The organism is Bradyrhizobium sp. CB82 (assembly GCF_029714405.1).
Taxonomy (GTDB): domain Bacteria; phylum Pseudomonadota; class Alphaproteobacteria; order Rhizobiales; family Xanthobacteraceae; genus Bradyrhizobium.
Map to the genome: position 1 here is coordinate 8327675 of NZ_CP121650.1, position 22443 is coordinate 8350117.

Here is a 22443-nt window from a genome sequence, read left to right on the forward strand (position 1 = left end):
CAGATGCTTTGAGGATACCGGTCTTATCCTTCATGTCTCGCTGCTTCAGTGGATCTTGTAACGTATTCATGCGACAGCCCGCTTAGAGGACTTGAATCTTACGGTGCGTCATAATGTACGAATTTCAAAGTAGCTCCCGACGGTCTCGCTGGGCGTACGTTCAACACTGGCACTGACAGTTCTCATTAGCCGTCTTGACCTGGCCGTTTTAGAGCGCGTCGCCATGGGGCATGGCCGACGTTCCTTGCCACAGGTGGGACAATGACGTCCGACGCCGTTGACGTATGTGGTCGGGAGCGGTGCCAGTGTCACGATCGTTGCCCACGGGATCGCTCGGCAAATTCACGCCATTCGGACGGCCGTAGACTGTGTCGGCGCTCAGCGGTGGAATGACATTGTACGTTGGGATCGCCTTCCGATATCGCACCGTTGACTTCAACGCGCGAGCGCATGTAGCCCCTGACCCCATCGACCCGGCCTGGCCCATCGATTACGCGGGCCTACGCCCCTACTACGAGGAGTTCCAACGTCGGATGGGGTGGCGCGGCTCGCCGGCGCAGATTCACTCGAGCCGCCAAGTGATTTTGCCGCCTGCAGGGCCGATTGACCGCCGATGCGTGCGGATGCCTGGGCCGGCTGCCGTTCCCTGCCTCGCTGGCAATCAACTCGGTCCGCTTCCGCAGTTGGCCGGCCGCTGGGCCGCCACGGGTGCTGGGCCGCGTCAATGCGAGCATCCGACTCTTGGCGTGGGGGCGTGCGCCACTAGGCGCGCTGCTTGGCGATGTGCTCGATGCTGGACCTGGCCTGCGGCCTGCGCGACTGGCCAGCAGCGCAGTGGGCGCGACCTCCGTGCTGCGAATTCGCGATCGCCTCTGCGCCGCACCCACAGCTTGCATCTCTGAGACCACGGACTGGCTGGCAGGTCGCGCGTATGGAGATCAATGTGCTCGGGGACCTCGAGCTGTGGCCGGGCCGGCTGACCTTGTGGCGCATCAGCGTGCCCGGCATTGACAGCTGGCGCCCTGATCCGCGTCGGCCGTCCCATGTTCAGGAGGATCACCTTTGCCGTTTCGACAATAGCCAGCCCGCTTGGCTGGGCGTCGCGATTGAATGGTCGGGCGAGGTCAATACGACCGCTCTGAGCAAGGCGATCCTTGGCTGGGTCGACCGGCACGAGGCACTACGCTGCCGCTTCGCCAAGGATGGCTCGGTAATCCATCTCGCGACGGTTGGCCCGGGCGCGGAAACACTCGACCTAGTCGAACTCGGTGACTACGCCGATCCAGGCGAACTAGCCTGGATGCTAGAAGAAGTGTTCGACGCCAACACAAAGCCGCTGAACTGGCCGCCGTATGTCTTCGTCACAATCAGCCGGCCCGGATGCACCACTCTCATCGTCGCCTCCGACCACTCAGTCACGGACGCGTACTCAATGGCCTCGGTACCCTACGAGATCTGGGAACTCTACTGCGCAGCGATTCGAGGAGTGGCCCCCCGAGTGGCGCCGGCACACAGCTATCTGGATTATGCTGCCTCCGAGCGCGCCCGTGTGAGCGATCTGACCGACCGGCATTCGGCAATCGAACACTGGCGCGAGCTGATTGCGGCCACTGGCGGTCAACTGCCGGGTTTTCCGGTGCCACTAGGTGCACTGGGCGACGCCGTGCAGCAAACCAGACGGATCTGGCTCTTTGACGCGGACAGCGCGCTGAGGTTCGATCGGGCGTGCCGCGTCCAGGGCGGACACACAGCGGCAGGCATATTTGCATGCTTGGCTCTGGCAGGGAGAGCGTTGGGCAACCAAAAGAAATTTTACTCCGTCGTTCCCTTTCACACGCGAAATGCGTCGCAGTGGAAGCACTCGGTTGGCTGGTATGTCGGGATGAGCCCGGTCAGCTTCAAAGTGACCGACGCGTTCCCAGATCTGCTACGCTCCGTCAGGCTCGAACTGAAGCGGGCCAGAAGAACCGCGCAGGTGCCATTTTCCAAAGCAATGGAAGTGCTAGGCAGCACACTGCGCGATCGCTTTGTGGTCTCCTATATGGACGATCGGGTGGTGCCCGGGTCGGATTGCTGGGCGCGCTGGCGAACGAGATTTCTGATAAGCCGCTGCAGCGACCCGCAGGAGGTATATTTGTGGGTCAGCCGATCGCACGAGGGAATCTACCTGAATTTCCGTCACCCCGGCACGGCGAGCGCCCGCAGCGCGGTGGACCGCTATTTCGCCGAAGTCGCCACGCTGGCCAACGGGATCAGCGGCGCATTGCCGCGGCCAGTCATGGTGGACGACTGATATCGCTAGCGGCGTGCTCGCGTTTTGCCGATCGAAACGCGTGTTGTAGCGAACCCAACCGTAGCTGCATCGTGGAGAATCGAGCGGTGTGCGCGCTCGAGGCGAAGGGACCGTCCAGCCCGATTGCTCGGCTCGAGTCATGAAGGCGTTGTGAGCGGCGAGTGTCACGGTGCAGCTCCCATGACAGTGGCCGGTGGCCGGTCCGCGTTTTCCCCTCCGTCGCAAAGGTGGGCATGCAATGCGGCCACACATTGATCCGCGTTCTTGTTGTCACGTTTTTGGCCGGGGACAATCGTGAGATCGGCAAGCTGATAGAATGGCGCGCGCTCGCGGACCAGCTGCGCGATCTTGTCCTCCCGGTTCGCGGTCTGTAACAGCGGCCGGGTGGTGTCACGACTAAGGCGTTTCCTGATCTCGCCTATGTCGGTATTGAGCCAGATCGAGACCGCCTTCTCAGCGACGTGGCGCCGCGTCTCCTCACGCATGAACGCGCCGCCACCGGTTGCCAGCACCACCGGCCCCCTCTCGAGAAACCGCGCGATCGACCTCGCCTCGAGGTCCCTGAAATGCTGCTCTCCTTTGGTCTCAAAAAGGTCCGTTATCGACATGCGAGCCGCCGCCTCGATTTTTTTGTCGGAATCGATGAAGGGCAGGCCCAGTCGTCTCGCAAGATAGGGGCCAATGGTGGATTTTCCGGAACCGGGCATGCCGACGAGCACGATCGGCCGCCCGTCAAGAGCCACGACAACCTCCTTTGCATTAGGTTTGAGCGTCCTTGACTGTTCGGCAGATCGTAAGCCGAAGGCCGCGCCGACGCCACCGGCGCGCATCCCTTCGATTGACCAGTGTGAAATGTTTCCGACACCTTCGGGTATCGCAACTTCTTTGCAGACCTCTCGAGCACGCTGCGCGAGCTGCTCCATTTTGCTGGGATCCGGTGCATCGCTTCTGCGCCGTCGCTGCAGTTCCTTATACGTGTCGTGATTGGCAATTTTGGCCTGGTAGCTGCCCGGCGTATGGAATTCCGTTTCGAAGCGGTAGCCATCCGGCGTGGCGAGCACGGTCTTCATGCCGACAAACGTCGGAGCGCTCATCCTGAACCAGTTGGTTGTGCTGATTTCGGCGTAGCCTTGCTCCTCAAACGCCAGTATGGCTTGTCGGAAGGCACGCGCAAAGTTTTTATCCGGCACTTCGAAGACATGGCGAACGGCATTGCTGATTAGCTGTGAGTCGCCTTCGGAAGCATCATTCATCTCCATGAGTTGGTCTCTGAGCGAGTTCTCCGATCTCAACCGATTCTCGAGATGGGGCATTTTCACATCGATGTCTCTTTGCCGGAGGTTTTCGGCAACCTGCAGCGCCGCTGCAGTGATCTCCTTCTCTTCGGCCGCGGCGCGAGCAGCCTCAATTTGGGCGCGCTCTGAAGCCTGCTCGCGGGTCAGCGTTGAAGTGACGGCAGATTCCTCGGCTGGCTGTTGGCCAAAGGGGCCGGGTAGAATCCCTTTCTCCGCAGCAAGCTTAATCGAGGCTTCCATGATTGAAGCCGCCAATGTGGGATTGTCCTTCAGATCCTCCAAGGTCGTGTCGACGTTGAACCTGCCGTGGTTGAGGGTTGCGGCCATGCTCTTGACATAGGGCACAGGCTTCACGCCCGGCGTCTGTTGCAGCAACCGCTGGAGTCCTTGGCTTTTCTTCATAAAAAGCTCAACGCTCGTGTCGGATTTAAAGGCGTCCGTTCCAACCTTGATACCGAGGCTCAGGAGGTTGCTTGCGCTTTGCACGAGGTCATCCGCAATGTACCCATCCGGACGCGGATCGATGCGCGCAGGATAGTGGTCGAGCAGCGCCTGGATGCGGTCGCGTGGGTGAATGGCTGCCGGATAAGCCTCCGCTAGGTTTGGGAAAAGCTCCGTCAGCGCTAGGCTTACCGTCAGTTTGGTGTCGCTCACGCTTTCGGCTGTTTCGGGCAGCACCTGCTCATCCGCGCTTTCTGCCCACGCTTGGAGGTCGGTGACGAGCAACTCGGCAAACTCGTGGGCCACAGGATGGTCTGCGACCTTGATCTCGCGCCTCGCTCGGTCGAGCTTGTCCTCTATATCCTGACCACTCACCTGTTCCTGGTTCAGTAGCTGACGGATGTCGCGCCGTAGCTCGTGGTGAACGCCCTCGTAAGTTCCAAACACGGCACGCTCGGCAAACCAGCGTCGTGCTTGATGGGACTGCGCCAGAAAGCTGCGCTGCAGGCCGCTGTAAATTTCCAAAGCATCCCGCGTCGCCGCGAGGATCTGCTTGGCACGACCGAATTGGTAATTGTTGCCCTCGATCGCCGGGGTATACGATTTTGGCGGCTTGAGCGAACGAACTCCGCGAGCTTGCTCCTTTTCGTCGAACTGGCGAACATGCTCATAAAGCTGCGGCCGGTCGCCGATGATAACGACGGTATCCCCGTCGAAGTCGCCGTCGAGATTTTTCTGCTCGTCAGTCGGGACGGCAACCAACGACCCCGGAGCAAACACCTCAGTCGCCTGCAGGATGCCGACGCAGTCGACCGGCGTGTCTACCCTGGCGCGGTCCTTGCGCTCGGTCCAGCTCGAATGGCACTTGACGTCCTCGGCCGACATCACGAGCCCACGGTCGGCGTAATCGGCCGGCCACATCTCATCCGGCACCACGATCAAGATGCCTTTGGCAAAGAAACTGGGATCGTCGGCCGCCAGCTCTTCCCCCGATTTCTGGGCGACACTGAAACTGTATTGCATGGCCACGCATCGATCGAGGAATGCCGCAGTCGGATCCCCATCAGCTGCCGACTTGACCCGTTCGGCGGCGAGCGGGCGCATGTTGGGCTTGTCATATGGAGATCGCCCGATCAGCACGCCTCCCGTTTCCGTCAACGTCTCGCTCTTGCGCTTCGGCACATGGAGGTCATTATCACTGGACGGAACGGCAACCGCACCGGGACCATCGATGTGGCCTGCCGTCACCATGCGAAACAGCTGCTCGCCTATCAGGCCTCCCTCTCCTCTGCTCTCAAGCCAAGTCTTGGTCTTCTCGCGGGCCTCGTCCGCCACCCGCTCGTTGCGCGGATAATGTTGCAGCGCCGAGGCAGGCACGGACGATCTCCTTGCCTCACCAAAGGCCGGCATCCGATCGGGGCCTTCCTTGGGGCCAGCCCGACGAATAGCTGGCATAAGCTCGGCGAGCGAGGCCTTGATGAAGCCACAGCCGTCGTGCGGTCGCAAAGCAATCGGGCCTTCCGGTCCAGTCAGTTTGAAGGGGTGAGCCTCGTGGGTCGGGCGGTCCGGCGCCAGCAATAGCCGGAAGGCGCCCTCCAGCGCGTAGTCATGAGGGCCTAGATCCTTCAGGGCGGGTGGCGCCGCAAACCCCCTGCGCTGAGTATACCAATAGGCCTCTTTGAACGGCGCCCAGGCGCGCAACAGCTTCTCGAACGACGTGCCCGGAGCGGTTTCAGCATAGGGAATGGCGAGCAGCTTTCCCCCCGAAGACGCTGCGGCCGGTGCGCCTGGAGCATGGGTCGCGATTTCCAACACGGTCCGTTTTGGCGCCTTCAACTTGCTGCCGCCGAACAGGTCCATGCGATATGGCACACCCTTATACGTGAACGTACGCGCCAGCATGAACGCGCTCGGCTTTGCTGGCAGCTGCACCGCCACCACCTCTATCGCTCCCGAGGTCAGCCTGTGAAAAATCGAATATCGTGTCTCGGGCTCCGTGGGCAGTAGCCGCCCTTGCATGTCCACCACTGGCAACCGCATCAGACCCGCTTCGCCCTGTGGGGGCCTTGGCTCGTGGTCCATGGCTCGCAAGACCTCGTGGACATCAAATACGGCCGCCTGATATTTGGCCTGGATCGTTGCCGCATTCTGCTCGACGAATGTGTCCAGCGCATCGACCGGACTATCCGCCTCGATCTGCGCGATCAGGTTCCAGCTCATATTGGAAAGATCGCCTTGGATGAGGTCGCGCGTCCTCTCGAGGATCTTTTTGGTCTCGTCCTTCAGCTCGTGCTGCCTCGTCCGCAAATCGGACTTCTTGCCCTCGACGTCCGGGCGCTTGAACATGTTCGCCAAGACCGCGCGAGATTTGAGCACCTGATAGATCGAGAGGGCGGGACCGCGACTGGCCAGCGGCCCACGGATTTGCTCGGCCTTACTTGCGTTGAAATGTGCCTTGATCTTTTGCTCCACAACCGGTTGGAGGTCGTTCAGCAAGTAGAGAGCCTGTCTCCGGTGCCAGCGCAGGTGCGGGCTGCGCGCTAGCGGCACCAGAGCGGCACAAAGATTGCCCATGGTTTCGAGGTTATTCTCAGCGGCAAATTCAGGGGCACGAAGCAATTGGTTGAGCCGATCTAACCCGGTCGGTGCGAGTAAACCAAGATCCTCGATCAGCCGGGCCTTCGCCAGGGCCTTGAAAATGCTGGCAATGGCCGGCACATCGCTGTGCGCCATCCGATCAATGTCATAGTGCAGGTGATGGGCCAGCTGATGTAAGCGATCCTTCAGCAGAGCGGTCTCAATGATCTCCCCTGCATCATCCCCTTTCGTGATACTTCGCCCGAGGGCATTGGCGATCATGCTGAACTGAGGCGTCGTGAAGGCACCGAATCGTTGGCCTCCGCGGCCCAGTCCACGCGCAATGTCCACTACCGCCCGGCGGCACGCCGCTTCTTCTGGCCACTTGCTGAAGCCATTCACCAGGTATGCCAATTGCAGCGGCGTGAGATCGGGGAGCGGGCGGCGGCAGACCTCACGCGCAATCACGGCTGCGGTTTGGCAAATGTCCGTATCTTCCGACCACTTGCTAAAGCCGTTCACCAGCGTCGATAGAGCTTGATTATCCGCCCGAGAGAGCCGGTCGCCGTCAAGAAACTCACTTGCAATCGCCACCGTGGCCTGGTGTGCGTCCTCCTCTTCCGGCCACTTGCTGAAGCCGTTCGCCAGATTCGCCAGCTGCTGCTCAGTAAACCGAGAGAGTTGATCGTTACCGCGACGGACCTCGCGGGCGATCGCGACTGTGGCTTGGCCCGTGTTCGCATCTTCCGTCCACTTGCTGAAACCGTTCACTAGATTTGCCAGCTCCTGCCGAGCAAAAGCTGAGAGTTGGTCGCTGCGGCGGCAGACCTCACCGGCAATCGCGACTGTGGCCCGGCGGGTGTTCTCGTCCCGCCACTTGGCGAAGCCGTTCGTCAGGTTTGCCAGTCCCTGGCTAGTCAAAGCAGAGAGACTATCAGCGCGGCGATGGACCTCGCCGGCGATAGCGATTGTGCCCTGGCGAGAGGACTCCTCTTGCGGCCACTTGCTGAAGCCATTCACCAGGTTGACCAGTTCCTGCTGAGTAAAACCAGACGGTTGGCGCCAAAGAACTTCACTGGCGATCGCAATTGTGCCCTGGAGAGTCGTCTCCTCTTCCGGCCACTTGCTGAAGCCGTTCACCAGATTAGCCAGCTCCTGTTGAGTAAATTCAGACGGTGTGCGCCGAAGGACTTCGCTGGCGATCGCGATCGTGCCCTGCAGAGCGAAATCCTCTTGCGGCCACTTGCTGAAACCGCTCACCAGGTTCGCCAGCTCTTGTCCCGTAAAAACGGAGAGTTGGTCGGTGCGGCGATAGACCTCACCGGCGATCGCGAGGGCAGCCTGTTGCGTGTCGCCCTCCCCCGGCCACTTGCTAAAACCGTTGACCAGGTTTGCCAATCCCTGGCTGGAGAAAACAGACAGGCCGTCAGCCCGACGATGGATCTCACGCGCGATCGCGATTGTGCCCAGGCGAGAGGGCTCTTCTTCCGGCCACTTGCTGAATCCGTTCACCAGGACCGCCAGACCCTGCTCGGTAAAATCCGGCAGTCGCGTGGCCCGGCTGCAGAGTTCGGTGGCGATCAAGCCTGCAGCTTGCAGACAGGCTTCTGCTGTTGGCCATTTGCTCAAGCCATTCATCAGGATTGCCAACTGCTGGTCATTGAAATGGAAGAGCCCTTCGGCGCCGCGGCGGACGAGTTCACTTACGGCGGCAACTATAGCTTGGCCTGCGTCCTCCTCTTCCGGCCACTTGCTGAAGCCGTTTACCAGGCTCGTTAATTGCTGCGGAGTAAAGTCAGGAAGCCCACCATCGCTGTTGGCGCGGCGGCGCAGGTCAGCAGCGATCAAATCTGCAGCTTGCAGACAGGCATCCTCTTCCGGCCATTTGCTGAAACCGTTCACCGCCGCCGCCAGGTCCCGTTGAGTAAACACCGAAAGTTCGTCCGCACGGCCAAGGACGGCATCGGCGATTGCGACTGCGGCTTGGCGGGAGTTCAGCTCTCCCTTTGGCCACTTGCCGAAAGCATTAGCCAGGAGTGCCAAGTGCTGTGGAGGAAAACCAGGCAGTTTGTCATCGCGGGCGGCGCGGCGGCAGAATTCGGTCGCGATCAAGCCTGCTGCTTTGAAGCAGTCCTCCATCTCATGCCAGCTGCTGAACGCATGGAACAGGTTCGCCACTTCCGACGGAGCAAAATCAGGGAGTAGGTCGGCGCGTGCAATGACCTCCTTGGCGATCGCAATTCTTGCCGAACCAGACTCACTCTCGTCCGGCCACTTGATGAACCCGTCGGCCAGGCTCGCCAGTCCCTGCGAATCAAAATCAGAGAGCCCTTCGTTGCGTGCGGCGATCTCGTTGGCGATCGCGACGGTGATCTCGTGACAAATCGTCTCTTTCGGCCACTTGCTGAAACCGCTCACCAGATTCGAAAGTCCCTGCGGATCAAAAGCAGAAAGATCTTCTTTGCGCGCGAGGATCTCGTTGGCGATCGCGACTGTAACGTCGCGACATTGTTCCGGCCATTTGCTGAAGCCATTCACCAGGCTTGCCATGCCTAGCGGACCAAAGGCAGGAAACTGGCCGTCACGGTCCGCGCGGGACAGGATCGCATCCGCCATTTTGACGGTGGCTCGGCGACTGATTTCCGCGGGCCTGCTACTGAAACCGCTTACCAGGTTGGCAAGGAGCTGTGGAGTAAGACTCGAGAGCCGGCTTGCCTCGGCGTGAACAACCTCGTCGGCAATTGCTAGGGTAGCTTCGTTGCAACCAGTGTCGTCCGGCCATTTGGTGAACCCGTTCACCAGGTTCGCCAAGTGCTGCGGAGTAAAATCAGACAGCCCGTCGGCGCGGGCGGCGCGGCGACAGAGTACGGCGCCGATGAAGCCTGCGGCCCGACCAGAATTTGCCTCTTCCGGCCACTTGCTGAAGCCGTTCACCAGGTTCGCCAAGTGCTGCGGAATAAAATCAGAGAGCCCAGCGTCGCGCGCGGCGCGGCGGCAGATTTGGACTGCAATTTCGACAGTACCCTTGCGGCAGCCCGCCTCGTTTGACCACTTGCTGAAGCCGTTCACCAGGTTCGCCAGGTCCTGCGGGACAAAACCTCGAAGCTCGTTGTTTTGGGCGCGGCGGAATACCTCCTCGCCGATCGCGGCTGTGGCTCGGCGGGCGTCCTCCCGTTCCGGCCACTTGCTGAAACCATTCACTAAATTGGCCAGTCCCTGTGAAGTGAAATCAGGAAGTTGGTCGGGGCGTGCGACGATCTCCTTGGCGATCGCACCAATAGCCTCGCCGCAGCGGTCTTCCGGCCACTTGCCGAACCCGTTCACCAGGTTGGCTAGTCCCTGCTGATTAAAATCGAATAGCCCATCCCTGCGAGCGGCGCGGCGGAGGATTTCGCCAGCAAGCAAGCCCGCGGCTTGGGAGCAGTGTGCCTGTTCAGGCCACTTGCTAAAGCCGTTCACCAGATTCGCCAGGTTCTGCGGAATGTATTCAGACAAGCGGGAGTCACAAACCTCTCGGGCGATCGCTTCTGTGGCTCGGCCACAGCTCTCCTCGGCTGGCCATTTACTGAAGCCGTTGACCAACAATGCCAGGCTTTGGTTTTGCAGTTCCTGAAACGCAAAACTTTCATCGCAACAAAATTCGGCGATGGTGACGATTGCTGCGTGGCATTCCGCCGCCGAGGGATGCCGACCGAACGATGATGCGAAGAGAGAAAGGGCGCTGGGATTCATTTGCTTCATAAGCGTCTTGTCAAGACGCGACACGCGAACCGCTAAGGCGCGGCTAGCTTGTATGCCGGCCTCACCTCCGGCTTCCCGGCTCACCGCGTTGCATGTGGTGGCGTACCCCCACGACGAGCGGATATTTTCTTCCAACTGCGCAACAAATCGAGCGTCGAAACGGTCAGCCGCGTTTTGCAGAAACTCTGAAAGATCCTGCCTCCGCAGCTGATTGCTGTAACGCACCACTGCACGTGAGAATATCCCGATGTCGCGAGCGCTAGCGATTTCTCTTAGCGCAGCGTTAAGTTCATCCGATCGTCTCGAATGCCTTCCCGGTATTGCACCTTGGACGTTCTGCATGGTTGCATGGTCGATGTTCGCCCTTCCAGGTCCGCCACTCAAGCCAGAGACGGATTGGCTATACGAGGCCAGCTCTGTTTGCGAGCGTTCGGCCGCTCGATCGGCGCGCCGCCGCCCGCAATCTGAACGCGAGGGGTCAACTCCGAGCCTTGGCGCGCCACCATGAGTTCGATGGACTCGCTCCGAGCCCTCAGCCTGGGTTGGCTGCGCAGGAATACCGCCGCTGCGCCAGCTTCCTGGCCTGTCACCCCGCTCGGACACGGATGGCGTATTCGGCGAGAGCTCGCCTCTTTGCGAGCTCTCAGCATTTCGGGAGGCACGCCAGCGACCGCCATCAGAACGCAACAGGCGTGCCTCCCGATTTGCTGCGCCATCATTAGTACGATCGTATCGCTCGGAACCTTCACGCTGGATTGGATGAGTCGGCGCATTGGCGATGCGCGACCGTCCTGGTCTGCCGCTGCCCTCGGACACGGATTGCGTATCCGCCGGGCGTCTGCCCGCGTGCGAGCTTCCAGCCTCTCGATCGGCACGCCAGAACTCCTCGCCACGCAAGGGGCCTGCGTCTCGACTTGTTCCCCCACTGTCAGGTCTATAAGATCGCTGCGGGCCTCGGCCTTGGACCGTCTGGGTGGTCACATCATGGACGTGCCCCCCTTCTGGTCCGCTCGCTGGGTGCGACAGGAGCGAGCGTCCTCGTGAGCTTTCAGCCTCTGGATCGTCGCGCCGCGCTTCCACCTCAGATCGCGACACGCCGGATTCCGGCAAGGAGCGCAAACGACGACGGTTTCCCCCGATTGCGCCTTGCAGCGCAGCCCCGAGGAGTCGATGTGGGCCGGCGGGACCGGCAAACCGGCCTGCACTGGCGCGCGGCGGGACGCGAGAATATGCAGCATCGGAATCCTGAGGCTCAGAACGCATCCGCTCCACAACAGAATTGAACGATCGGCCCTCTTCACCCGGACCAGAAGCCCGCCCAGTGCTAGACCCCTCAGCGCCTCGACCTTCGTTGGCACCAAATTCTGAAATGGGCGATTTGCCGCGCTCGTCAATGGGCCTCATAATCCATCTCCAATGTAGCGGAAACTGTGCAGGCTGCCCTCACGAACGCGATAGCACGCGCCGGATCGGCCGCTTGTCCTCGTCTTATATGGCAGAGCTGATTGAATGGATCGTCGGATCCGCAACTGGCGAGCACGCAGAGTCTTCAATTGCATGCCCTTACGAACGACAGATCGATAGAGCGCATCAGTCACTGAGCCAAAAGCGCTTTCGAGAAACACACTCAAGAATCCCAAGAAGCGGCGCTTGGCGATGCCGTCCAGTTTGACGTCTTCGGTCTTTTTCTAGGATGCGACAGCCCTTTCGCGGGGTCATCAAAACTTGCCCAGATTCCCGCAGCCGACTACAGCAACAAATACAGATGTTCGAGCCACGATTTCAGATTGACTATGCGGCTTGACCGAGTCAACCGGCCACGCAAATGAGGTGACGGGAGCCGCGGCCCCAGTCACTTTGGTTGAGCAGCTTCAGGCCAATCTGAGAACTCCATCTCGAATCGACGAGAGCCGACGGCGGGTTTGGTCGTGAATTTGAGGGTTTTTCCGGAGAGAGCCGCCAACGAGCCGGATGCGAATTTGAACACCGTCTTACCGGTAGCTGCGATACCGGCGGCCCTGTTGTCCTCCATGACCAAGGAGCCGTCCCCCTCCAAGAGCTGACCGACCGCATATCCTTCGAGCGCGCGGTGAACGTCGAGAGAAGCCAGGTACGTCCCTTTCTCACTGTCCCATTCGCTGACCGATATCGATGTGATTCCTGCGTCCTTCAGCAGCCCATCCGCAATGCGGCAGGTATATTGAAGGCTGATAATGATGTGCCCGTTTCGATCACCTACCGGCTCTCGATCGGTTCCGTCTATGGTGCAGTCGTAGCGTCGGATTGAGTCCGCGAGCGTCCCCCCAGTCGGCCCGAGCAACCCGAAAGCAGAACACAGGACAATAATGAGAAACGGTTGCTTCATTTGCCGATGCTTTCGCGGATATGTCTTCACAAGAAATCTACAACTTGACGCAAGGTCCGATTCAAGCTCCTTCGATCTGTTGTTGTGCGGTCTCATGCTGACCACGGTTGTCGGCGCAGAACGACCGATAGACGCGCGCGAGGTTTGAGTTGAAACGAAGGATTGATGGTGCTCGGGCGAGCGCCTTCAATCCTCCTACACAATTCTTATGGCGACTAGAAAAAGGCCCGCAAGCTTACACGGGATCGGACTTCTCCGGCCCTTCACGACGTGGCTCTACATCCGAGCTAACTTCCTTCGCCAGGCTTTGTCCCTTTGCCAGGCGTCGGCCCAATGCTTCGACAAATGAATCATAGCGCTCGCGTCCTTTCGCCTGGGCTGCTGGTTGCGCCGTGTCTGGTAAAGGCGGAGTCGCTGTCAGCCAAAACCGGACGAACAGGGCTAACGCTTCGTTCGAAATTGTGACGTGGCGTTCAAGCCGCTCGAGCTGGCGGGTCAGCCGGTCCAATCGCCGGCTGAGCGCCGCCTCCATTCGCTCCGAACTATCGGGCGACAAGAACGTGGATAGCGCCGTCTCCACAATCAGCGCCTGAGCCACCCGCTTGCGGCTGGCATAGTCGGCGAGCTGAATCGCGAGATCCGGCGGCAGGCGAAAGGTATGCTTGGTCCGCATGTCCTCAGCTCAGAGATCTAGACCGTCGGCCGGATCCATTGCAGCCTGACGCGCAAGACTTGACGCCTGTTTGCGAAGAACGCCGGCGCGCTGAACCCCATCGTCAGCTTCCTCATCGGCAAACTCGAACTCTGCCCTTTCCGGGCTGCGGTCGAACTCCACCTCCTCATGCTCGCCGAGCTCGGGTTCACGCCGAATGCCACCATTGGCCGGATCGCTACTAGAAGTACTGTGCTGCTTCTCTGTAGACCGCTCCTGTTTGGTTCCTAAGGCACTAGGCAAAGGCAGCCTGCTCCAGTCGTCGGGCGACGATTGGATGGCATCTTCACCGGGCCGAGCTGGAGGGAGTACTCGTTCACGCAGTCGTTGATCTTCGTAGTAGCGTGCCTTCTTGGCTCGGATCGGCGGGCAGCCCGAGACCAATATTAATTCATCGTCCGATGGCAACTGCATGACCTCACCGGGTGTCAGCAGGGGCCGTGCCGTTTCCTGTCTGGACACCATCAGGTGCCCCAGCCAGGGGCTCAACCTGTGCCCAGCATAATTTTTCATCGCGCGCAGTTCGGTCGCCATTCCGAGAGCTTCCGAGACCCGTCTTGCAGTTCGCTCGTCATTCGTCGCAAACGCGACGCGGACATGACAGTTATCGAGAATGGAATTGTTCGGGCCGTAGGCCTTTTCGACCTGGTTTAGGGATTGGGCGATCAAGAAGCTTTTGAGGCCATAACCCGCCATGAACGCCAGCGCCGATTCGAAAAAGTCGAGCCGGCCCAAAGCGGGGAACTCGTCGAGCATCAACAGAACGCGATGCCGGCGTGCCTCGGCGTGGAGATCTTCTGTGAGGCGGCGTCCGATCTGGTTGAGGATCAACCGCACCAGCGGCTTGGTTCGGCTGATATCTGAGGGCGGCACTACGAGATAGAGCGTCGTCGGTCGCCTCGCCTCCACGAGGTCGCGAATACGCCAATCGCTGCACCGCGTGACCCGCGCCACCACCGGATCGCGGTACAGCCCGAGGAAGGACATCGCGATCGACAGTACTCCGGAGCGCTCGTTTTCGCTCTTATTCAGGAGCTCGCGCGCTGCGGACGCGATGACGGGATGCGGACCGAAATCGCCGAGGTGCGGCGTCGTCATCATCGCGCGCAGCGTCGCCTCGATGGGCCGCTTGGGATCGGAAAGGAAGTTGGCGACGCCCGCCAATGTCTTGTCCGGCTCGGCGTAAAGCACATGCAGGATGCCGCCGACCAGAAGCGAGTGGCTTGTCTTTTCCCAGTGACTGCGTCGTTCTAGTGCTCCTTCGGGGTCCACCAGGACATCCGCGATGTTCTGGACATCCCGGACCTCCCATTTCTCCCCGACGGACCTCGAGCAATGGATTGTAAGCCGCCGAGTTTCGGTTGGTCGGATCGAATAGCAGCACCCTTCCATGCGAAGAACGAAAGCCAGACGTCAAAGTCCAGTTCTCGCCCTTGATGTCGTGGACGATGCAGCTACCCGCCCAGGTCAGAAGGGTAGGAACGACAAGGCCGACGCCCTTGCCTGATCGCGTCGGCGCAAAGCAGAGTACGTGCTCGGGCCCGTTGTGTCGAAGATAGTTGCGGTCAAACCGCCCGAGGATGACGCCATCCGGTCCGGTAAGCTGCGCTGATCGAAGTTCGAAAGGAAGCGCCCAACGCGCAGAGCCGTAGGTTGCGGCCGTCTTCGCCTCCTGGGCTCTCCAGATCGACATGGCAAATGCAACTATGATCGAAATGAAGCCACCCGACGCTGCGATGCAAGCCCCCTCAATGAATATCATTGGGGCGTAGGCGTCGTAGGCATACCACCACCAGAAAAACGCGGGCGGCAGGTACACGGGCTTGCCATATCCGAGCTCAAACCAAGGCGGCCCGAGTTGCGGCTGGAATCCTAGTTTCCAAGCGACCCACTGGGTCGCCGCCCAGGTCGTCATGAGCACGATGGCAAGGACAAGAATGATTTGGCCCCAAAGGACCTTCGTCGTAGACATGATAAGCGTTCATCAAACCCTGCCAGCCTTGATCCACAACGTTAGATTTGCGCGAGCGTAGAAATGGCGGCGTTTGCGGAGCAGAATGATCTTGGACCCGGAGCTCGGCGGCGATCTGCCGACCTCTTCGATGCACTTTCTCCTCGCTATTGTGGGCAGAACTGCCGGAGATGGCAGCCGGCCTCGGCTGCTGTTTCTCCAAGCTGTGCCCGAGCAATACTTGCCGGTTGATCCGATGGGGCACGCCACGTCACCCTATAGCCCCAACTCTTGCTTGCGGCCGAGCTTCCATTCGACTCTGCCGCCACGTGTCATAACGCCGGATAGCTCCTTTCCGAGATGCTGTTCCAAAGCTGGCCGCCAAGGCACCAACTCAAAGCCGAATCCATCGTCGATCATGGCGAAACGCCCCGAGGCAAGCGTCACGCGCTGACGGTAGATTCCGGTCACATTATCGCCCTCAGTTGAGGGCCGATAGGCAAGTCCTGTGACGGCAGAAAGCTTGGCGGACGCTGCGTGCAGCTCGCGCTGCTGCAAAGTCGCGAGCAAGTCGCGTGCAAACACGATGCGCTGTCCGTTGCGGTGAACAAGGCCTTGGCCAACGAGGTGGTCAAGGCGCGCATCCATTGCGGACCGGACCTCGGCGCCGAACCCGCCACCGCTGAGCGGCGCATTTTTGGCGAGGAGTTGGCGGTCGAGCCAGGTAGCGCCCTTCGCGGTCACCTGCTCCTCAATAGACAGGTCCGAGCGAACGGCGAGCGATATGCGACGTTGTCCGTTTCCATCGGTGTAGCCGCGCAGCTCGACGATAGCGCCGGCTGGCGCATCGCCGGTCAATTCAAGATCGTCGAACCGTAGATGATGGGCTCGGCCATCGACGCCTGCGACGATCGCATAAGCGGTACCCTTCAACTCATCGTCCAGACCACGTTGGACCAGACGGCCAAGGACCGGATCTGTGGGTTCGGCTGCGTGCAGGGCGAAAGTGGCGATGTCCGCCTCCCGGCCCTCGGCACTCATCGCCCGATGCATGGTTTTGATGATGTCGCCGCGCGTGCCGAGCTGGCGAAGGGTCTGCTCGAGCCCTGGTTTCAAATTCCAGCAGGCGGACCCTGTAGGTTCGGCGAGGCCGAGGCGTTCGAGCTTGGCAGCCCTGCCGAGCAGCAGCCGGCGTAGCTCTGGATCTTCACCCTGGCGACCGGGCCTGAGGTCCGCCACGCCGGCGCAGTCATCGCAGATGTCGCGCAGCGCTCGGTCAAGGCTGGTCCAGCGCTCAGCCTCGACCTCCCGTTCAAGGCCGGTGCGAACCTCCTGTTCGCTGCGGGGCCCAAGCTCAAGGGTAACGCGGTCGGCGGCGCGATCGCGAAAGCCGCGGCTGATGTACTCGCGGCTGATCACGAGGTCTTGTCCGTCATCGGCACGGCCACGTATCAGGAGATGGACATGCGGGTTGTCCGTATTCCAGTGATCGACCGCGATCCAATCGAGCTTGGTCGCGAGATCTTTTTCGACATCGCGCAGAAGCTCGCGCGTAAAAGCCTTTAGATCACCTAGCGCCGCGCCATCCTCAGGCGAGATAATGAACCGGAAATGGTGACGGTCGCCCTCACAGCGCTCGGCGAAGCCCCGCTCATCGGCTGCATCAGAGCTCGCGTCAAACATCGAGGCATCCCGGCCATCCCGTGTAACGCCCTCGCGCTTAAGATAGGCGACATGCTTGGCCAGTGGCGCCGAGCGGAATCGCGTTCCCCGATGGCGAACGACGCGCGCTTTCGTGACCACGCGCCGGGCGTTCGAGCGCAAGCGGATCGAGATTGCCGCACGCCGGCCGCGGCCAAAATTCGAGCGGCCGCGGTCCGAGCCCGATTGAAAGTTGTTGCCAACGTGTCCGGCCCTCTTAGCGGCACGCATGACCTGTCCGACGAAGGTTTGCGGCCGCCTCGCACCGCGGTTGCCGTGGTCAATGCGCCCGGGCCGGACGCGCAGGTCATCGTCGCGCATTGTCATGGCGCAAAAAGACTCCGTATCGTTGAGATGGCGCAGTGACGGTTGATTTCGTTGGAGTAATTTCTAGAACGGCTGGCAGGAGCAGTTGCGCAACTGCTAAATTGTCCAATCCAACCAACCACAACGGCCGGACCGACGGCCGGCCTTTTCCCTTGCCATCCGCGGTCGGTTAGTCCCTGCACCTTCCCCAGCACTCTCCAACTCGCGATAACGCGCGACGAAATGCGATTGTGATCATCGGAGTTCCGCTTCGGTTGATCGCTGCACAAACAGCTGGCTCACGCCACGTACGAGCGCGAGCCCGTCCATATTTGGAAAGCCTTTTGGGCTATTCATGAAATCCAGAGCGGATGTCGATCTTGCATTAACCCACGAGCCGTCGGAGCGGTCGAAGAATAATGCTGCCTGCCGCCACCGAACGGTTTGTCGGATAGCCAAAGTAGCCTGCTCGTGCTGTTTGATGCCGATCAAGCGTACGAGCCTGGCAACGTAAGTTTTTGTTTCCTGAGGGAGCGGTCGCCCCGATGCGAGATATTCCTCGTAGCGCTTTGGACCAACGTTGTACGCTGCGAGAAATCCACCAGGTCCAAACCGCTCGAGCATCTCGCGTAGGTAGGCCGTGCCTGCGAGAATGTTGTCGCGGGGGTCAAAGGGATTGGCACCGAGATCGTAGCGTGCACTTAACTCGAGCCAGGTCTGTGGCATGATCTGCATGAGGCCCAACGCCCCCCGGGGGGAAACGGCGCACACATTGCCGCTGCTCTCGACTTGCAGCACGGCCCGAATCCAGTGCTCCGGGAGCGCAAAACGTCTGGAAGCTTCAGTCAAGAAGGCAGTGTATAAATCGGTCTGCGGAGAGCTCAGCGAGTGCACACCGGACGCGGCTATTTCCGTCTCCGCCAAAGCGTTCGACGGCAATTGAAGAACCAGCACAGTTGCCGCCAGCCAGATCGCCATTGCATGAATAAACGCGCCGGTGCTTGCGCTCGAGCACACTGTGGGTAGCAGGTCCGACCGCTGAGCGCGAAGCCATCGGCGACAGGCACGGCGCACGATTGTTTTCAGAGATCTGGCCGGAACGGAGCAGGACCGTTGTGATCGATCGACCAGCGAAACTACATATCCATGGAGGGGGCGGAGCAAGATCAGTCTCCCTCTGTCCACACCGGCAGGGCTTGTCCGATGACCGCGGATACTGGAATTGGCCCGAAGTAACGCCCATCGAACGAATCGGCCGACTGCCAGTTCATGAGAAAGACTTCATCTGACGCTAGGAGGCGGCATCCGAGCCATGACGGCAGCGGCCGGCCACGTGCATCGCGCTCCCGCGCCTGTCCCATTGGGATGCTATCGACGGAGATGGTGAGGCCATTTCTGCAAACGGTTTGTCCCGGCAACGCCAGGACGCGCTTGAGCATGGGCACACCAGTTGGCAGATATCCATTCAAGTCCAGGAAGCTGGCAAGCGGCTCGGGCGGCCGAACTGCCACAAGCTCAGTGAGAGCCAATCGCCCGGCTGGCTGTAGACGATAAAGACCGATCGGAACGCTCTCTGACGCGTTCCAGATGTACGACGGCGTCACCTCTTCGCCAGACCAGATCACGAGAGCTGCCGATCCGCAGATTGCTAAAACAATTGTCAGCTGTCTCATCAGAGCTCTCGCTTTCGACGGCGCAGCCAGGCCTGATGGCGCGCCTGAGTGTAGGTTCGCGGGGTTTCGCTGACAGAAAGACGGTTATGAACATGATGCCAGTAATCCGGCGCAGCATCGGCGGGATTGATCCCAAGTGCCTCCACAGCATCAATCAATTGCAGCGCGCGCTCGACTTTTGCCCATCCTGACAATCGCAGCAGGCTCTCTCCGCCGGGAATGACCCAGGGGATAGTTGAGTACCGCTGCCGTGACGAGGCGGCGCGTAAAATGTCGATGCGGGACAGAACGGTTCCAAAATCATTGGATGTCCACCGCACGAAAGCGAAAATGCTTCCGGTCGCAAATGAAAGGACGCGCCGGTGTCGGTCAATGATCTTCTCCGATACGGGCCGACCGAAGCGAATGCGATTCTCGATCCGCCCTTTAAGCCACAAGAGTTCAACTGTGGTGAGATCGCTCATCCGACGGCTCCCTTGTTTGGAGGCGTCTTTAGGCCGCGCGTAGCTGCGGTTATCCTTCGGAATAGGCCGACAACGAGGATGGCAGCGGCGAAACGCCACGTAAGGCGCCGCTCGGAAAGCCTTGTGTCGTTTTGCCGCAAAGTGGAGTCTCGGCGAGCGGAGCAGCCGAGTCGTTTCGGGCTCTTGTGCATCGATAGATTTCCCTTTAAGCATCTACTGTTGCCTTAATTCTTCGACTGCCTGGCAGCCGCGGGTGTAAACTCAGGTTGCAAAGTGAATCGGAGTGTCGGTTGCGACGCATCCGACTCAGTCGCCGGTCGCACGTGACCCGCTTTCGGCCTCTCGACGGAGAGACGGTCGAGCACGAGAGCGCGCTCGAGCGGGACTTTGTGTTGCTGACGCGCTTCCTCGATCCGAGCGCCGCGATCACTTCGCAGCCCATCGAGTTCGAGAGCGAGGGACGGTCACGCCGGTACACGCCGGACTTTCGTGTGGTGAGCAGCCCCGGAAGCGAGCTCGTCGAGATCAAGTACCGCGCCGACCTGCGTGCGCAGTGGTCACGGTTGCGACCCGCCTTCGAGGCAGCAAGCTGAGGCGCGGCGCGGAAGCCGAACTCGACGCGGCGCTCGAGCGCCCGCGATTGGAATATCTGACAGAACTTCAGACGAAGGAGCTGATCAATTGTATCGCGGCCGCGCCGCGCGATGGCCCGCGATGGCGGGCGTACCGCGTCGTCAACGAAGCTGCTCGACGCTTCTGCATCGAAATCACGACCCACATCGCCGATCGGCTGCTGCGCCAGTACGGCCCCTGGCCACGCAGTCGGCCGAAGCCCAAACGGAGACTCGCCGTTGTGCCGGTCTACGATTAAGGGGAAACGTGTCTCCGCTTTAAGAGGCAGATTATTCATCTACTGCCCCCAGTCTTCGGTTTGCGGAAGACCGACAATTTCGCTAGTTGCAGGCACATAGCTCTGAATTGTTAGCAAGAATCCGAAGGATTCCTGGTTAGCAGAGTTACGGGCGCAAAAAGCGACTGCACAGCAGAAGGTTAGCTGTAATTTCCGTCCCCAATAGCACGAAGGTCCGGTCCCCGATGGCACGAAAGTTCTGGTCCCTGATAGCACGATGCAATTCACAGGTTTTCCCCCGACTGAGAGATGCGCCCGCGCCTTTGCAGCCGTTCAGCATTGGGACGGGCCTGAAGTGGCGCGAAGCTCAATCGCTCCACACCGTCATTGTCACGCGTGATGACAAGCCGATATCCGGGCAGAGTCTGACGATGGACGATCTGGCGCAGGTCGTAGGCAAAGTGTTTGAGCGGGGATAGGCTGCCCGACTTGGCATGAAGGTGGACGAAATCAAAGCTCCAACCGCCCGCTTGACGGCCGCCATGTTTGCGCACGAGGCGATAGAGCCAGCGCTCAAATCCGCCCGTCAGATCGAAATACGCGCGGTCGATCGTCAACACCAACGCTTCATCCAGAACTGCCGTGTAGAACCAATCCGGCAAGATCAGCTCGATTCCGCAGGCGCGGCCGTGCAAGTCGGCCGTCTCGCGCCATTCATTAATCCAGGAGAAGCGATGCCGCCGGCGCTCGGGCGGCTGGCGAATCGAGGTCAGGACCGTTGTTGATTGTAAGCGGTCGAGTGCAGCCTTGAGGCGCTCATAATCGCGCACGCTGGTGCCGCGGCCCGCAAAGGTCAGGATCTCGTAGGGGGTGGCCGCCATCAACCTGGACGTTTTCAGGCCGGCATCGCGAGCCTCAACGATCTGTGAAGCGGCCCAGATCAAGACGTCCGCATCCCAAATCGTCGCCATTCCATGTTCCGGCACAGCTTCCACACGAATCGTGATTGTCCCAGCGCGGAAGTCGATCGGCACAACGCGTTTCGATTTTGCCAGCGAGAAGAACGGATAGGCCATCAAGTCTTGCGCGTCGCGCGGGGCCAGATCGCGACGCAATGAGCGAAACAGATCGAGTTGACCGCGCTCCGAATGACGTCGCCCATGGGCGGAGGATTTGCTGTCCGACATGGGTCAGCGCCGCTCCTTGCCCGCATACGGAATTGGTGTTTGGCGCTTTGCGGGCAGTACCGTACCTATGCCTGGATCGCTGGTCGATTTCTTGGCCCCGCGATCGACCCACGCTTTTAGGTCTTCGACCGCATAAACAACGCGACCGCCGAGCTTGCGATAGATCGGCCCCGTGCCATAGGTGCGATGCTTTTCCAGAGTTCGGCCGGACAGGCCGAGAAATCGCGCCGCTTCGGGGGTACGCAAATATCGCGGTGGCAGGCCGGCGGTGGGATCGGACATTCGAGAAGCTCCGTGCTCGTCTGGAGGGCGAGCGAGTTTGATTGCGCGCCGACGAGCATCATGGCGGAGTAGAAGCACTTAGGGGGATGCCGAAGTTACAGGTGTCTTTTTCGGCACCCCTGCTCGATTCCTTCCGATATGACAGCAGAGCACCATTGGTCGGCCCCACACATCAGCCGGAAAGATAGCGCAAAGCGATAGTCCTACGCCTTTCGTGGGTTTCGAGGGCGCTGCAATTTTCCCGGCCCGATTCACAGTTGGAGTGACGCGCAACTCGTCGATCTGACCATCGAAGGCGCGCCACCAACGTCAATCCTTCGCGACGTAGGGAAATGAAAGATAGCTTTTGGTCGACGGCCATGAATGCGCGCCACAGACGGTAAGAGGCGCCTGCGCCGATCTCGAAATCTGCAACGAGCGGCAGTTTGACCAAATAGTGGCACGGAATTGCCGTGCTGGTTCAGAGACAGACGACGTCGAGCCGAGTTGACATCTATCCACTCGATGAATGCGGGCACATCAAAACTATTGATTTTCCCTGATTCTAGGAATGAGGGATAAACAATCTCGGCTTGGAGTACTTAAGGTTTATCGGGACGGGCTGT

Annotated in this window: 12 protein-coding genes and 1 pseudogene; 3 read left to right on the forward strand and 10 right to left on the reverse strand. The window is 60.2% G+C overall.

All coding sequences use genetic code 11. The annotated features are described in order from the left end of the window. Positions 1 to 790 precede the first annotated feature (790 nt). On the forward strand, positions 791 to 2293 hold the full coding sequence (locus QA640_RS39680) for a condensation domain-containing protein (RefSeq protein WP_283038061.1): 1503 nt from the start codon (positions 791 to 793) through the stop codon (positions 2291 to 2293). 164 nt (positions 2294 to 2457) lie between these two features. Here QA640_RS39680 and QA640_RS39685 read toward each other — a convergent pair whose 3' ends face one another. From QA640_RS39685 to QA640_RS39720, 8 genes and pseudogenes are all read right to left on the reverse strand, one after another. After that, entirely contained in the window at positions 2458 to 10575 is an 8118-nt protein-coding gene (locus QA640_RS39685) for a shikimate kinase (protein ID WP_283038062.1), read from the reverse strand. Positions 10576 to 12199: 1624 nt separating this feature from the next. After that, entirely contained in the window at positions 12200 to 12712 is a 513-nt protein-coding gene (locus QA640_RS39690) for a hypothetical protein (RefSeq protein ID WP_283038063.1), read from the reverse strand. Between the two features lie 235 nt (positions 12713 to 12947). Then, positions 12948 to 13385, reverse strand: coding sequence for a CopG family transcriptional regulator (locus QA640_RS39695; protein WP_283038064.1), 438 nt, complete (start codon positions 13383 to 13385; stop codon positions 12948 to 12950). Between the two features lie 9 nt (positions 13386 to 13394). Beyond that, a pseudogene (locus QA640_RS39700) lies at positions 13395 to 15396 on the reverse strand (conjugal transfer protein TraG). A 255-nt stretch (positions 15397 to 15651) separates the two neighbouring features. Further along, positions 15652 to 17403 carry a DUF3363 domain-containing protein gene (locus QA640_RS39705; protein WP_283038065.1) on the reverse strand — a complete coding sequence of 584 codons (1752 nt, stop codon included), beginning with the start codon at positions 17401 to 17403 and terminating at the stop codon, positions 15652 to 15654. Between the two features lie 234 nt (positions 17404 to 17637). Next, complete coding sequence (locus QA640_RS39710; RefSeq protein ID WP_283038066.1) at positions 17638 to 18360, reverse strand: lytic transglycosylase domain-containing protein; 723 nt, start codon at positions 18358 to 18360, stop codon at positions 17638 to 17640. Between the two features lie 188 nt (positions 18361 to 18548). Next, the gene (locus tag QA640_RS39715; RefSeq protein ID WP_283038067.1) at positions 18549 to 19055 is read right to left on the reverse strand and encodes a S26 family signal peptidase; all 507 of its coding nucleotides are present in this window, start codon (positions 19053 to 19055) and stop codon (positions 18549 to 18551) included. Continuing rightward, on the reverse strand, positions 19055 to 19519 hold the full coding sequence (locus QA640_RS39720) for a DUF2840 domain-containing protein (RefSeq protein ID WP_283038068.1): 465 nt from the start codon (positions 19517 to 19519) through the stop codon (positions 19055 to 19057). The genes QA640_RS39715 and QA640_RS39720 overlap by 1 nt, the downstream gene beginning before the upstream one ends. Positions 19520 to 19809: 290 nt before the next feature. Here QA640_RS39720 and QA640_RS39725 point away from each other — a divergent pair, with 290 nt between their 5' ends. Next, a complete protein-coding gene (locus QA640_RS39725; protein ID WP_283038069.1) occupies positions 19810 to 20112 on the forward strand; it encodes a TnsA endonuclease N-terminal domain-containing protein in 303 nt (100 codons plus the stop codon). Then, positions 20073 to 20390, forward strand: a complete 318-nt coding sequence (locus QA640_RS39730) for a hypothetical protein (RefSeq protein ID WP_283038070.1) — start codon at positions 20073 to 20075, stop codon at positions 20388 to 20390. The genes QA640_RS39725 and QA640_RS39730 overlap by 40 nt, the downstream gene beginning before the upstream one ends. A gap of 263 nt (positions 20391 to 20653) precedes the next feature. Here the strand turns inward: QA640_RS39730 and QA640_RS39735 are convergent, their stop codons facing one another. After that, positions 20654 to 21556, reverse strand: a complete 903-nt coding sequence (locus QA640_RS39735) for a replication initiator protein A (protein WP_283038071.1) — start codon at positions 21554 to 21556, stop codon at positions 20654 to 20656. A 3-nt stretch (positions 21557 to 21559) separates the two neighbouring features. Beyond that, the gene (locus tag QA640_RS39740; protein ID WP_283038072.1) at positions 21560 to 21838 is read right to left on the reverse strand and encodes a helix-turn-helix domain-containing protein; all 279 of its coding nucleotides are present in this window, start codon (positions 21836 to 21838) and stop codon (positions 21560 to 21562) included. Positions 21839 to 22443: the final 605 nt, after the last annotated feature.